We start from the raw sequence: 13,286 nt of genomic DNA, 5'->3' as shown, positions 1-13,286 counted from the left end.
CTGCGGGGGCCGACGGTGCAGGCGCCGACGCAGGGGCGGGCGGGGCGGAGGGCGCGGCCGCCGGGGCTGGGGCAGAGACGGTCGTGGCCGTCGTGGCCGTCGTGGCCGTCGCGGTCGATCCGTTGCGTCCGTTGGGCTCGGCATCACCTGGCCGGTAGTCCTCGAAGAACTCCCACCACGCCTGGTCGACGGACTGCTTGTCGGTCAGGTACTGCTGGTAGAGCTCGTCGACGAGCCATTCGTTCGGCCCGAATGCTGCCATCGGGTCGCCGGACGTGGACTGTTCGGACACGGCGAATGCGCCTCTTTCGTATGCCTGGGGTGCGTCGGTGCGGATGTGGACAACAGCCTAGCCCCGCGCCGCGTGATACCGGACACGGGCACGGCTGTCGAGTCCGGGTCCCGGACGAGGCGTTCGTCACCCCCGGACTCGTCGCGCCACGGTCGTATGCCGCCCACCCGCACCCGGACGAGCGCGGGCCGGTCCCCCGCAGCCCATTCGGCGCAAAGTGGATAAATTGCCGCGACAGCGGTCATCTCGACCGGGAAGATGCCTCGGGTGAACCTTCGAGCCGTCCTCCGTCACGCGCGCCCGCCGTCACCTCTGGCCGGGCGGCTGTCCCTCCAGTCGCTGCTCTTCGCCCTCGGTCAGGGCACCTTCATGACCGGCTCTGCGGTGTTCTTCACCCAGGTCGTCGGCCTGTCTGCCGCCCAGGTCGGCCTCGGTCTCACCTTCGCCGGGATCGCTGCGTTCGTGGCGGCCGTGCCGATGGGCAAGCTCGTCGACCGGTTCGGGCCGAAGAAGATGTGGGCCGTCAGCGCGACCGGGCAGGCCGCGATGTTCGCGGTGTGGCCGTTCATCACCGGCTTCCAGGGGTATGTCGGGATGGCCGTCGGCATGGAGGTCATCGGCGCGCTCGGCGGCGCGGCATACGGCGCGTACACCATCGACGTGCTCCCGCCCGATGAGCGCGTGAGATCGCGGGCCTACATGTACTCCGCGCTCAACGTCGGCTTCACCCTCGGCTCGATGGTCGGCGGCATCGCCCTGGCGTTCCACTCCAACGAGGTCCTGCAGGCGCTCCCGTGGTTCACGGCCCTGACGTTCCTCGTCAATGCCGTCGCCATAGGGCGCCTGCCCAGGGCGGCGCACGACGACCGCACCCCGGAGGACCGGGCGGCCAAGGTCCCCGGTCCCGGTCCACTACGCAACCCCGGCTGGCTCCTCACGACGTTCTTCACCGGCGTGTTCTGGACCAACCAGGTCCTGCTCAACGTCGTCATCCCGCTGTGGCTCGTCGAGAAGACCGACGCCCCTCGGGTGCTGCTCGCCTTTCTCTTCGGCACCAACACGGTCATGTGCATCTTCCTGCCGATGGTGACCTCGCGCGGGGTCAAGGACGTGCCGACCGCCCTGCGGGCCGTGCGGATCTCGTCGGTGTTCTTCGTCGTGTCGTGCCTCATCACCATGGCGACCCACGACACGGTCGGCTGGGTCACGATCGCGCTGGTCTGGCTCGGGCACGTCACGGTGACCGGTGCCGAGCTCTACCTCTCGGCCGCGAGCTGGTCCTTCGAGGCCGAGCTGATGGACCCGCGCCAGCGCGGCGCCTACCAGGGTGCCGCCGAGCTGAGTGGCACCCTCGGAAAGGTCTGGGCGCCGGCTCTCTACACGTTCCTCGCGATGAACTGGGGCGCCGGGGGCTGGCTGGTCATCGCCGCGATCGTCGTCGTCGCCACGGTCGCCATTCACCCCTCGACCCGCCTGGCCCGTCGGTTCCTCGTCCAGCACGTCCCGGCCGACGTGCTCGCCGACGCCCGCGCGTCCGCACCCGAGCCTGAGGAGGACCTCGTCGTCGGGCCGCCGTCGCTCGACCCCGTCGACGAGCCGGTGCCCGACCTCGACGCGCGTCGTTGATCGGCGGCGTCAGCCCTCGCACGGACGATCGGTCCGTGCGAGGGCTGGAACGCGCAGCGACTCAGCCGTCGAGCGGGGACGCGTCAGGAGATGTCGGCGCGGAGGGTCCGCCACGTCCCGAGGCCGGCCATGACCACGGCGTACGCGAGCAGGGCGAGGGCGCCCGCCCACCAGCTCAGTTGCGTGGCCCCGTTGGGGTTGGTCTCGATCGCGTTGACGACGGCGTTGGTCGCGTTGCTCGGCAGGTACGGCGCGATGGACTTGCCCCAGTCCTGCGAGGCGAAGAGGAGCCCGAGGAGCGGCTCGACGATCCACGCGACCCCGACCGCGATGAGCAGGGCGGCGACCTGGTTGGGGATGAGGATCCCGGCTCCGAGGCCGATCAGGCCCCACAGGCCGAGCACGAGCAGGCTGAGGGCGAGCGTGCGCGCCGCGCCGTCGGGCAGGATCGGGAAGCCCCGGTTGTTGATGATGAACGCGCCGACGCCGAAGGACGCCGCGGTCTGGACGACGCCGTAGAGCGCCCCGATCACGAGGAGCGCCACGACCTTGGCGCCCATGACGCGGGCCCGCTTCGGGGTGCCGAGGAAGGTGCCGGTGATCGTCTTGTGGCGGTACTCGGACCCGACCATGAGCACGCCGATGGCGAGCAGGATGAGGCGCGAGATGTTGAGGCCGAACGTGTAGACGGTGCTGACCATCTGGGGGTTGTCGAGGTCCGGCGCGGGGGCGGCCCCGGGCTGCTGCGAACCGGCGATGAGCGTCGCCGCGAGCCAGGCGAAGAGACCACCTGCGAGGACGGTGGGGATGAGCATGCCCCACCACAGGCGGGTCGTGAAGAACTTGCGGAACTCCGAGCGGATGGCGGGGATCATCGCCGGTCCTCCTGCGGTGCGTCGACGAGCAGTGCCGGGTCGATCGGGGCCCCGGTCGGCGGGGGCAGGTCGGCTGTGGAGACGCCGACGAGGTTGCGGTTGCGGTGCTCCTCGGACTCGGTGAGGTTGAAGAAGAGCTCCTCGAGGTGGGTCTGCTCGGCGCGCAGCTCGTGGATCGCGACGTCGGCCGCGTGCGCGGCGTCACCGACGACGGCGAGGTCCTCGGTCGTCACCCGCAGGCCGGCTCCCTTCGGCGTCACCGTGAGACCACGGGAGGTCAGCGCGTCGGCGAGCCGCTCGGGGTCGGACGTGCGCACGTATGCCGTGGGGTCGCCGCGGAGCTCCTGGACCGTGCCCTGGGCGACGCGCTCGCCGTTGGCGATGATGACGACGTCGTCGACGGTCTGCTCGACCTCCGAGAGCATGTGGCTCGAGATGAGCAGGGTGCGGCCCTCGTCGGCCAGCTGGCGCAGGAAGCCGCGCAGCCAGCGGATGCCCTCGGGGTCGAGGCCGTTGGCGGGCTCGTCGAGGATGATGACCTTGGGGTCCCCGAGCAGCGCGGCCGCGAGCCCGAGGCGCTGCCGCATGCCCATCGAGTAGCCGCCGGCTCGCTTGCGGGCCGCTGCCGGGATGCCGACGAGCTCGAGCAGCTCGTCGACGCGCCGGTCTGGCACCCCGGCGACCGCGGCCTGCACGCGGAGGTGGTCGCGGCCCGTGCGGCCGGGATGGAAGTTCGTCGCCTCGAGGGCGGAGCCGACGACGGTGAGCGGGTTGTCGATCTCGACGTAGCGGTGGCCGTCGATCGTGGCGGTCCCCGCGGTCGGTCGGATCAGGCCGAGGAGCATGCGCAGCGTCGTCGTCTTGCCACTGCCGTTCGGCCCGAGGAATCCGGTGATCCGGCCGGGACGGACCTCGAAGTCGAGGTGGTCGACGGCCGTGAACGAGCCGAACCGCTTGGTGAGCCCGCGCACCTCGATGTGGCCGACGAACTCGGGACGTCCGAGTGACACCCCTGCCCCCTCCCTCCGGCCCGAGCCGGGGTCGATCCTGCGTGGGTCCAACTCAACCACACGGGGCGGCGCCTCCACGCAGGGCGGGTCCTTCTCGCGCCGAGGCGCCCTCGTCGCCGGCGGTCCCTATAGTGGGCGCACTATGACCGAATGGCTGCTCGTCCTCGGCGCCGTGCTGCTCACCGCGGGGACCGCGATCTTCGTCGCCGCGGAGTTCTCGCTCGTGGCCCTCGACCGCCCCACGGTCCAGCGCGCGATCGACGGGGGAGACCCACGCGCTCGGGTCGTGCTCCAGTCGCTCAAGCAGCTCTCGACCCAGCTGTCGGCGGCGCAGGTCGGCATCACGATCACGACCCTCGTCGTCGGCTACCTCGCCCAGCCCTCCATCGGGAGCCTCCTGTCCACGCCGCTTGCGGCGCTCGGCCTCGGCCAGGGCGCCGTCGACGCGGTCTCGAGCACGCTCGCGCTCCTCATCGCCACGGTCTTCTCGATGGTCTTCGGCGAGCTGCTGCCCCAGTTCCTCGGGATCTCGGCGCCGCTCGCGACCGCCAAGGTCGTCGCGCTGCCTGTCCGCGTCTTCGCCGTCATCGCCAGGCCGCTCATCGTCGTGCTCAACGGCTCGGCCAACGCGTTCCTGCGCGCCGTCGGGATCGAGCCGCAGGAGGAGCTGTCCGGAGCCCGCACCCCACAGGAGCTCGCGAGCCTCGTCCAGCGCTCGGCAGAGGCCGGGACCCTCGACGTGACGACGGCGAGGATGCTGACGCGGTCGCTCGGCTTCGGCGAGCGCACCGCCGACGACGTCATGACCCCACGGGTGCGGTGCACCGGGATCCACCGGGACGAGTCCGCCGACGACGTCCTACGCCTGTCGCGGCGGACCGGTCACTCCCGGTTCCCCGTGCTCGGTGACGACTGGGACGACATCGACGGCGTCGTGCACGTCAAGAAGGCGATGGCCGTCCCGCACGAGCGCCGCAAGGACGTACCCGTCTCGGCACTCATGTCCGACCGGCTCGTCGTCCCCGAGACGATTCGCCTCGACCCGCTCCTGCGCCAGCTGCGCGAGGGCGGCTTCCAGATGGCCGTCGTCGTCGACGAGTACGGCGGCACATCCGGCATCGTCACCCTCGAGGACGTCGTCGAGGAGATCGTCGGCGAGGTGGCAGACGAGCACGACCGGACCCGGCAGAGCGGCCGGGAGCTCGTCGACGGGTCCTGGACGGTCCCCGGGCTCTGGCGGCCCGACGAGGTGCGTGACGCCTTCGACGCCGACGTCCCCGACGGACCCACCTACGAGACGATGGGCGGCTTCGTCATGACCCGCCTCGGCCGGGTGCCCATCGTCGGTGACGTCGTCGAGGTGCCGGGGTGGCGCATCCACGTGGTCGGGATGGCCGGGCGGCGGGTCGACCGGCTCCGGTTCGTCCCCGACCCCGACTCCCTGCCAGGGCGCACCGAACCGGCCGATGCGGGCGACAGCCGCGACCCGGGGGAGGGGGCATGAGCGGCGCCTGGGTCTACGTCGTCTCCGTGTTCCTCCTCTTCGGCAACGCGTTCTTCGTCGGCGCCGAGTTCGCGGCGATGGCCGTTCGCCGTTCGACGCTCGAGCCCCTCGCCGACGCCGGCAGCAAGCGCGCGGCCTCGTGCCTGCTCGCCCTCGAGCGGCTCGGCTCGATGCTCGCCACGGCCCAGCTCGGCATCACCGTGTGCTCGGTCGGGCTCGGTGCGCTCGCCGAGGCGGCCCTGCACCACCTGTTCGAGCCGGTCTTCCAGGCCTGGGGCCTGCCCGAGGCGTGGTCGAGCGGGGTCGCCCTCGCCCTCGCGCTCCTCATCGTGTCCTACCTGCACGTCGTCGTCGGCGAGATGATCCCCAAGAACCTCGCGATCGCCGGTCCCGACCGGGCCGCCCTCGTGCTCGTGCCGCCGCTCTACTTCGTGTCCGAGGCGCTCCGCCCGGTCGTGCACGCCATGGAGGCCGTGGCCAAGGGCCTCGTCCGGCTCTTCGGCATCGAGCCGAAGGACGAGATCGCCTCGGCGTTCACGGCCGAGGAGGTCGCGCACATCGTCGGCGAGTCGCGGCGCGAGGGACTCATCGAGGAGGAGCGGCACGGGCTGGTCGCCAAGACGCTCGAGTTCTCCGACAAGCTGGCCAAGGACGTCGCGGTCGGCACCGGCTCGCTCACGACCGTCGCGCTGGGCTCGACTCCGGCTGACATCGAGCGGCTCGTCGCCCGCCACGGCTTCTCGCGCTACCCCGTCACCGACGCGGCGGGCGAGCTCGCCGGCTACATCCACCTCAAGGACGTCCTCTACGCCGACGACGAGCGTCACGAGCAGCCGATCCCGCCCAAGCGGGTCCGGAAGCTCGCGACGGTCCGCTGCGACGACGAGGTCGAGGACGTCCTCGCCACGATGCAGCTGTCCGGAGCCCACCTCGCGCGCGTCATCGACGCGGACGGCGAGGTCACGGGGGTCGTCTTCCTCGAGGACGTCCTCGAGGAGCTCGTCGGAGAGGTCACCGACACCACCCAGCGCTGACCGCGCGACGGGGGGACAGCGGCATACGGGCGGCGTATGCCGCTCAGCCGGGCTGGGTCGCGACGCGGCCGTGGGTGCCCCACACGTCGTCAGGCCTGCTGTGGCGGCGCGGGGTCGTCGAGCGACCGGAGGTAGGCGACGCCGCGCGGGGACAGCTCGTAGCCGACGTCGTGGCTGATCGTGAGCCCGAGCGCCTTGAGGCGGCGGATGTCCGCCTTCATCGGCAGCAGGTCGCGCCCGAGCAGCGCAGCGAGCTCCGTCGAGACGACGCGAGGGTGGTCGCGGATCCACTCGAGGATCGGGCGGGTCCACGGACCGCTGCGGCGGCCCGCGTCGAGGCGGGCCACGGCAGCGGCCAGCGCGGCGAGCTCGGCGCCGTCGGGGACCTCGTCGCGCAGGGCGATCCGGGGGTCCTCGCCGACCCAGCGCAGCCGCACCCGGTAGACGGTGTCACCGCCACGGCCGCCTCGCGGGCTCGGCCGTCGCTCGGTCGGGGCGAGGAACCTCTGGAGCGTCGCGAGGTCCTTGACTCCCGCCCGTCTCGCATCGGCCTCGGTGAGGCGGCTCGGGTCGCGGACCCGGCTCACCGACTCGAAGCGGACGATCCCCGCCGCCGTCAGCTGGGTGCCGCCCACCTTGACGCGCGGGACGTCCCAGCGTCGGAACGCCTGGGTGACGGTCCCGGCCCGGATGCCCTCGGCGACCGGTTTGGAGATGAGCACCCCGACATCGTGGCACGCGGGCCCCGCGTCAGCGGGCTCGACGACGCAGCATGAGGAGGGCCGACGCAGCGAGCACGACTCCGGTCGCCGCCAGGACCGTCCAGTAGAAGCCGTACGAAGCGTGTCCCAGATCGGCGTAGGGCGAGTCGGCCGCGACGAGCCGGCCCACCCCGAGATGCCGAGCGATGGCCTCGAAGGCCCAGCGGTCCGGCATCGCGGCTGCCATGGCGGCTCCGGTCGACGTCATCACCGGCACCGGCACCATGGCACCGGAGAAGAGCACGGCCGGGAAGCAGAGCATCGGGAGCGCGAGGGCCGCCTGCGCGACGGACGACACGGAGGCGGAGGCGAGCAGCCCGAGGAACAACGCCACGACCGCGTTGATGCCCATGGTCAATGACATCGAGACCCAGGTGTGGAGGTCGAGCGCAGGCAGCCGGTCGAGGACCCGCAGGACCACCAGCATCACGGTGTCGAGGACGATCAGCAGCGGGGCGAGCAGGGCCACCTTCGAGGCGAGGTAGGCGACGTCACGAACGCCGGACTGGTGCTCGCGGCGCAGGATCGGGACCTCGGTGCAGACCTGGAGCAGGCCGTAGGTCAGGCCGAAGAAGAAGCCGGCGAAGGCCAGCCAGTAGGCCTCCATCACCGCCCCGCTGGGGTGGCCTCCCGGGTCGAGGGCTCCCGGCTGGAAGAGGACGACGAACATGGCGATGACGGCCACCGGCGAGCCGAGCAGGATCCCGAGCGTCAGCCGGTTGCGCAGCACGATGTCCGCCGCCCGGTGCGTGAGCACGACCAGCTGCCGGAGCCCCGAGGGCCGCTGCCTCCCGGCATCGCGGGCGGTCCCCCGGGCGGGGGGTCGGCGCGGGGGCCGGGTCCCCTCGGCCCGGATCACGGAGGCGGCGGCGCTCCGGTCGGGCGAGACGGTGGCCGGGTCCGTCAGCCGGTCCGTCAGCCGGTCCGTCAGCCGGTCGTAGAGGTCGGTGAGGCTGTCGACACCGAGCCGGGTGGCGGCCAGGCCGGGCGCCCCGTCGTAGACGAGCCGACCGCCCGGGGCGAGGACCACGACGCGGTCGCACGCCTCGAGATCGTTGAGGGCGTGGGTCGTGAAGGCGATGCCGGCACCGTGGTCGGCCAGGTCGCGCAGGGTCGCGACCAGGGAGCGCGCCGTGGCCGGGTCGAGGCCCGAGGTCGGCTCGTCCAACAAGCACAGGCTCGGCCGGGCGAGCAGCTCCACGGCGATGCTGGCCCGCTTGCGCTGGCCGCCGCTGAGCGAGGCGACCGGCACCCCGGCCCGGTCGGTCAGATCGAGCACGCGGAGGACCTCGGCGACGGCCGCCCGCTCGACGTCCCGGCCGCCCGCCAGCCGCAGGCCGGCCGCGTGTCGCAGCGTACGGCCGAGTGGCAGGTCGGGGTGCAGGATGTCGTCCTGCGGCACGAGGCCCACCGCGCCGTACGGTGAGCGGTTCGGGCTGCCGTCTGCGCGCACCAGAGCGACCGACCCTGAGGCGAGCCTGGTCAGGCCGGCCAGCGCAGCCAGCAGCGTGCTCTTGCCCGCGCCGCTCGCACCGACGACGGCGACGAGCTCACCGGGAGCGAGGGTCAGGGTGACACCGTCGAGAAGGCGATGGCCGCCGCGGACGACGACGAGGCTCTCGGCGACGAGGAGGGGCCGGTCGGTCTGGTCAGCAGCAGGAGCAGGAGCAGGGACTGTGGTCTGGGAGGTGAATGTCATGGGTGCAGGGTGTGGCGCCCGGCTTCCCGACACCTTCCGGTGTCGTCCTCAGCCCCGTTCCGATCCTTCCCCGGGCCTGCCGCCCGGACGTGGCCGTCCTCGTGGCGGGGCTGTCACGGCGGGCCCCGTCGTCAGGAACGGTCATCCGGCGGCGTCGACGGAGACCAGGACCCGAGCGGCGTCGGCATGGTGGCCAACACTCTCGTAGGCGCGGGCCGCCTCGTGGGCCAACCGTCGATGCCCCTCGACGTCGCCGTCGGCGAGCGCCACGACCGCGCTGGCCTCGACCACGGCGGCATGCCAGGAGCTGTCCCCCCACAGCGACACGGAACGTGCTGCCGTGGCGAGGTGTCGCCTGGCCTCGTCGATGTCACCGACCCGCGCGCACGCGACGGCAGCCGGGACCGCGAGCATCACCGCACAGAAGTGGCACTGGTCCGGCTCACCCATGGTCGCCTCAGCCCGGTCCACCATGGCCCGCGCCGCAGCGGGGTCCGGTGCGGACACGATCAGCGTGCCGAAGATCCGCTGGAGCAGGTGCATGCCCACGGTCGACCACCGTGCGAGGAGCAGCGCCTCGTCGAGGAGCCGTCTGGCGTCCTCGGTCCGACCCTGTGCCAGCCGCACCTCGGCCAGCCGCTGCATGCTGTGGGCCTGACCGCCGACCGCGTCGATGTCCGCGTGCAGCGCGACGGCCTCCTCGAGCTCCGCCTCCGCCCGGTCGACGTCGCCCATCATGAGGGCCGCCTCCCCGATCAGGGCCGTGGCGAAGGCAACGCCCCGGAGTGCACCGGCCTGGCGCGCGCGCAGGCGCAGCTGCTCGCCCTCGGCGATGATCTCGGGGTACGGCTCGAGGCCGTAGAGCAGGTTCTCCGCCACGCAGAGGTGGGCGTCGAACAGGGCACCGGCGAGGCGCTCGTGGCCCTGCGTGCGGTGGAGCTCGGTGCGGAAGCTCGAGAACCACTCGCCGCGCTGGTGGGCCAGCAGGCCCTGGAGGCCCACCAGGTCCACCAGGTGCCACGGGTCGTCCACACCGCGCAGCCGCTCGCGCGCCTCGCTCGCCACCGTCCAGGCGGTCTCCATGTCGCCCCTGAAGTAGGCGAGGTTCCCCTGCGCCAGGAGCAGCGAGCCGTCGGCCTCGTCGCCCTCGAGCTCGAGCCCTGCCAGCGCCGATTGGGCGGTTTCGAGGTCTCCGGCGACCGCTGCGGCCCTGGCCAGACGCGCACGGACGAGACGGTGCAGGGTGCCGGACGTGACGCGCGCGGCCTCGGTGTAGGCCGCCACTGCGCCCGGGTCGCCCAGCGCCATCAGCAGGTCGCCGCGGCGCGAGAGCAGGACCGGTAGGTGTTCCTCTCCTGCGTGCTCGCGGACGCCGTCGACGAGGGCCAGCGCGTCCCGGAAGGCGCCGAGGGCCCCTGCGGTCTCCACGGCCCGGACGACATAGGGCACGGCGCGCGAGGCGAGACCGGCGGCCAGGTAGTGGTGAGCCACCCGTCCGGGCGGCCGATCCAGCGCGGCCAGCGCCTCGGCCACGCGTTGGTGCCCGCGTGATCGCTGGTGGGGTGGCAGCTGCGCCACCAGAGCGTCACGAACGAGGTGGTGCCTGAAACGGAAGCCGCCTTCGGTGGGTTCGACCACCAGGGCCGCGAGGGCGACCTCGAGGTCTTCGTAGATCTCTTCCTCGGTGCCGTCGGCAAGGCCCAGGAGCTCGTCGGTGCTGAAGTACAGGCCGAGCAGCGCCACCCGCTGGAAGGTGCGCAGGGCTCTGGGTGGCAGGGGAGCCGCCATCGGGCCGGAGCCGTTCACGCGGGCCCGGGCCATCTCGATCATGGTGAACGGCAGGCCGCCACCCGCGAGCGCGATCTCCTCTGCTGCATCGGGCTCGAGCTGGGGAAACCTGTCGACGAGCAGCCGACGTGACGCTCCTTCGGTCAGCGGCGCGAGCACGAGGCGGTGCCCCCCGCCGCGGGACACGATGCTCGCGACGACGTCCCCGAGGGCCACCGGCGCGGGCTCCCGGTGGGCGAGCACCAGCACCACCCGCTCGTCGAGGGCGCAGCGCGAGAGGTAGTGGAGCAGCCGCAGCGACGCCTCGTCGGCGTCCTGGAGGTCATCGACGACGAAGAGCAGCCCGGGCCCGGCGGCCGCCACGCGCATCAGTTCCGCAGCCGCGACGAACAGCCGCTGGTGCCCGGACTCTCCGGTCCAGTCCAGGTCCCGACCGGCCAGGGCTCGCTCGATCTCGGCGCGGTAGTCGTCGCCCAGGGCGTCGAGGAGCGCCGGGTGTCGACGACAGAGCATGCTGAAGGCCTCCAGCACGGGCGAGTAGGGCCAAGGTCCCTCCACCCCGGAGGCGCCTCCCCGGGCCACCTTCCACGCCCGTCGCCGCGCGAGCACGTCGGCCAGGTCGAGGGTCGCCGACTTGCCGACCCCGGCCGGCCCGGTCACCAGCACCGTGGCGCCGCGACCAGTGGCCGCCTCGTCGAGCAGGGCCCGGATCTGGTCGCCTGCCTGCCGACGACCGAACAGGCGGGCCGCAGCGGCGTCGGGGGTCGGCATGGGGGCCGGGTCGGGTCGTGGCGTCGTGCGGGACTCGAGCTCGGCACGCAGGCGCATCGCCTCGGCCCCGGGCGCCGCGCCCAGCTCGCGGTGCAACGCCTGCTCGAGCCGCTCCAGCTGGACCAGGGCGCCGCGGGCGTCCCCGGCGGCGGCGCGGGCCCGGGCGAGGGCCACGTGCGCCTGCTCGTCGGCCGGGTCCTCGGTGAGCACGTCGTGCCACCGGCCCAGCAGTCTCAACAGGTCCTGGTGCTGGCTCCGCGCCGACTGGCGCGGCTCTTCCGTCCAGGGCTCGTACGGGTCGTCGGGCAGCAGTGGACCGCGATACCAGGCCAGGGCCTCGGCGGCGAGCGTCTCGTCGCCGCTCTGCAGGGCTTGAGTGGCAGATCGCGCGAACTCGCGGACGTCGACCTCCACGTCGTCGTGGCCGGGAAAGAGGGAGACGAGCTCCTGGCGTAGGACGACGGCACCCGGGTCGTCAAGCGCCCGCCGGGCGTAGTGAGCCGCCTTGTGCAGGCGAGGACCGGCCGCCTCCCATGACAGCCCGGGCCACAGCGCATCGATCACCTGGTCGCGGTGCAGTCGTCGGTCGCGGCTCAGGGCGAGCAGCTGGACCAGCTGCGCGGCCTGCCTCCGGACCCATGCGTCATCGGCCACGGGCGCGCCGTTCCTGAGGACGGCGAAGCCCCCCAGAAGCCTGATCTGAACGCTCATCCTGGCCCCCCGGCCCCCGCCGGTCCCTCGCGCTGTGTCCGGGATGGAAGCGACGGCCAGATGACGCTACCAGCCGAGCCCGCGATGACGGATCCGCTCGAGGATCGCAGCGCTGGCCCTCGTCGTGACGACCGCCCCCTGACCATCGGATGGGCTCGGCCCCGGGCTTCGTCGGCTGCCGTCAGCTAGCCAGGATCTCGGCCTTCATGGCGTCGAACTCAGCCTCGGTGAGGACCCTGGCGTCCCGTAGCTCGCGGGCGCGTGCGAGACGGGCGATCCGCTGGTCGACGGGGGCATCGGCACCGGAGGTGGGGCCGGCGTCGGGAGCGGCGGCGTCGCTGGTCCGCGGCGAGAGGAACAGGTTGGCCAGGTAGCCGGTCAGGGTGCCGAAGATGGCCACCCCGATCACGATGATGATCGCTCCCAGGACCCGCCCGGGGGTCGTGACGGGGTACTGGTCGCCGTAGCCGACGGTCGAGATCGTGACGATGACGTACCAGATCGCGTCCGACGCCGTGGTGATGTTGCGGTCGGGCGCCCCCGACTCGAGCCGCAGCATCCAGAGGCTGCCGAACTCGAGAACGAGGATGGCGACGAAGAGCAGGCTGAGCAGCGCGCTGCCGGCCCGCTCCCTGAGGAGGCTGCGCCCGATGTTGCGTGCCCCGTAGGCCCTGAGAAGACGGTAGACGCGAGCCAGCCGGAACAGCCTGAGGACCTTGAACTGGGGCAACGGGAGGCTGGCGAGCAGGTCGGCCCAGCCGAAGTTGCGGAGGAAATAGCCTGAGCGCGACTCGGCCGTGCGCAGTCGCACGCAGAAGTCCACGAAGAGGATGACGCTCAGGACCGCACTCATGGCGCTGAGAACGGAGTCGAGCGCCGCGTCCGTGATCGCGAACGCCAGGACCAGGTTGACGATCGAGAGAATCGACAGGGCCGCGATGAAGATCTCGTAGCCGGGGTTCCTCAGCTCGCCGTGAACGTGAGGGGTGGACCTCGTGTCCCCACCGGCGTCGTGACCGGTGGCGCCTCCCTCCGATGCCATCTCATCCTCCTGGGGCCTGCGTCCCTGACCGGGTCTACGCAGAACCTAGCGTCCACGCCCGCCAAGGGTGTCCGGACACGGAGAAGGGGCCGGCCCGGCAGCGCGTCGCGCCTTCAGGCCGGCCCCTTGTCGGCTGGTGCCCCCGGCAGTGTCTGATTCCACGACATAGTTGA

General features: G+C 72.3%; 10 protein-coding genes. 3 read left to right on the top strand and 7 right to left on the bottom strand.

The window, feature by feature from the left end:
* On the bottom strand, nucleotides 1-292 hold a 292-nt coding region (locus tag N865_RS20435; protein ID WP_034810097.1), incomplete at its 3' end, for a 2-oxoglutarate dehydrogenase E1 subunit family protein.
* A 267-nt stretch (nucleotides 293-559) separates the two neighbouring features.
* Between N865_RS20435 and N865_RS20430 the strand changes: the two genes are divergently transcribed.
* Complete coding sequence (locus tag N865_RS20430) at nucleotides 560-1,918, top strand: MFS transporter (protein ID WP_157557805.1); 1,359 nt, start codon at nucleotides 560-562, stop codon at nucleotides 1,916-1,918.
* Between the two features lie 83 nt (nucleotides 1,919-2,001).
* Here the strand turns inward: N865_RS20430 and N865_RS20425 are convergent, their stop codons facing one another.
* Both N865_RS20425 and N865_RS20420 read right to left on the bottom strand, forming a co-directional pair.
* The gene (locus N865_RS20425) at nucleotides 2,002-2,793 is read right to left on the bottom strand and encodes an ABC transporter permease subunit (protein ID WP_034810092.1); all 792 of its coding nucleotides are present in this window, start codon (nucleotides 2,791-2,793) and stop codon (nucleotides 2,002-2,004) included.
* A complete protein-coding gene (locus tag N865_RS20420; protein ID WP_034810090.1) occupies nucleotides 2,790-3,803 on the bottom strand; it encodes an ABC transporter ATP-binding protein in 1,014 nt (337 codons plus the stop codon). Before N865_RS20420 ends, N865_RS20425 begins: the two co-directional genes overlap by 4 nt.
* Before the next feature lie 142 nt (nucleotides 3,804-3,945).
* Between N865_RS20420 and N865_RS20415 the strand changes: the two genes are divergently transcribed.
* On the top strand, nucleotides 3,946-5,307 hold the full coding sequence (locus tag N865_RS20415) for a hemolysin family protein (protein WP_051511180.1): 1,362 nt from the start codon (nucleotides 3,946-3,948) through the stop codon (nucleotides 5,305-5,307).
* Nucleotides 5,304-6,341: a hemolysin family protein gene (locus N865_RS20410; protein ID WP_034810088.1), complete on the top strand. Its 1,038-nt coding sequence runs from the start codon at nucleotides 5,304-5,306 to the stop codon at nucleotides 6,339-6,341. Before N865_RS20415 ends, N865_RS20410 begins: the two co-directional genes overlap by 4 nt.
* 89 nt (nucleotides 6,342-6,430) lie before the next feature.
* Here the strand turns inward: N865_RS20410 and N865_RS20405 are convergent, their stop codons facing one another.
* From N865_RS20405 to N865_RS20390, 4 genes are all read right to left on the bottom strand, one after another.
* Entirely contained in the window at nucleotides 6,431-7,063 is a 633-nt protein-coding gene (locus N865_RS20405; RefSeq protein WP_034810086.1) for an ASCH domain-containing protein, read from the bottom strand.
* Nucleotides 7,064-7,091: 28 nt separating this feature from the next.
* On the bottom strand, nucleotides 7,092-8,801 hold the full coding sequence (locus tag N865_RS20400; RefSeq protein WP_034810084.1) for an ATP-binding cassette domain-containing protein: 1,710 nt from the start codon (nucleotides 8,799-8,801) through the stop codon (nucleotides 7,092-7,094).
* Between the two features lie 141 nt (nucleotides 8,802-8,942).
* Nucleotides 8,943-12,071 (bottom strand): ATP-binding protein, encoded by a 3,129-nt coding sequence (locus N865_RS20395; protein WP_084328426.1) that lies wholly within the window; start codon nucleotides 12,069-12,071, stop codon nucleotides 8,943-8,945.
* Nucleotides 12,072-12,252: 181 nt separating this feature from the next.
* Nucleotides 12,253-13,113, bottom strand: coding sequence for an ion transporter (locus N865_RS20390; protein ID WP_084328425.1), 861 nt, complete (start codon nucleotides 13,111-13,113; stop codon nucleotides 12,253-12,255).
* Between the last annotated feature and the right edge of the window lie 173 nt (nucleotides 13,114-13,286).

The sequence above is a fragment of the Intrasporangium oryzae NRRL B-24470 genome, assembly GCF_000576595.1.
Classification (GTDB): domain Bacteria; phylum Actinomycetota; class Actinomycetes; order Actinomycetales; family Dermatophilaceae; genus Intrasporangium_C; species Intrasporangium_C oryzae.
Note: the sequence above shows the minus strand (reverse complement) of the source record. Positions and strands in the feature narration are given on the sequence as shown.

Coding starts and splice junctions, on each gene's coding strand:
- N865_RS20390 (WP_084328425.1), bottom strand. CDS start 13,113: ATGGCATCGGAGGGAGGCGCCACCGGTCACGACGCCGGTGGGGACACG.
- N865_RS20425 (WP_034810092.1), bottom strand. CDS start 2,793: ATGATCCCCGCCATCCGCTCGGAGTTCCGCAAGTTCTTCACGACCCGC.
- N865_RS20400 (WP_034810084.1), bottom strand. CDS start 8,801: ATGACATTCACCTCCCAGACCACAGTCCCTGCTCCTGCTCCTGCTGCT.
- N865_RS20410 (WP_034810088.1), top strand. CDS start 5,304: ATGAGCGGCGCCTGGGTCTACGTCGTCTCCGTGTTCCTCCTCTTCGGC.
- N865_RS20395 (WP_084328426.1), bottom strand. CDS start 12,071: ATGAGCGTTCAGATCAGGCTTCTGGGGGGCTTCGCCGTCCTCAGGAAC.
- N865_RS20415 (WP_051511180.1), top strand. CDS start 3,946: ATGACCGAATGGCTGCTCGTCCTCGGCGCCGTGCTGCTCACCGCGGGG.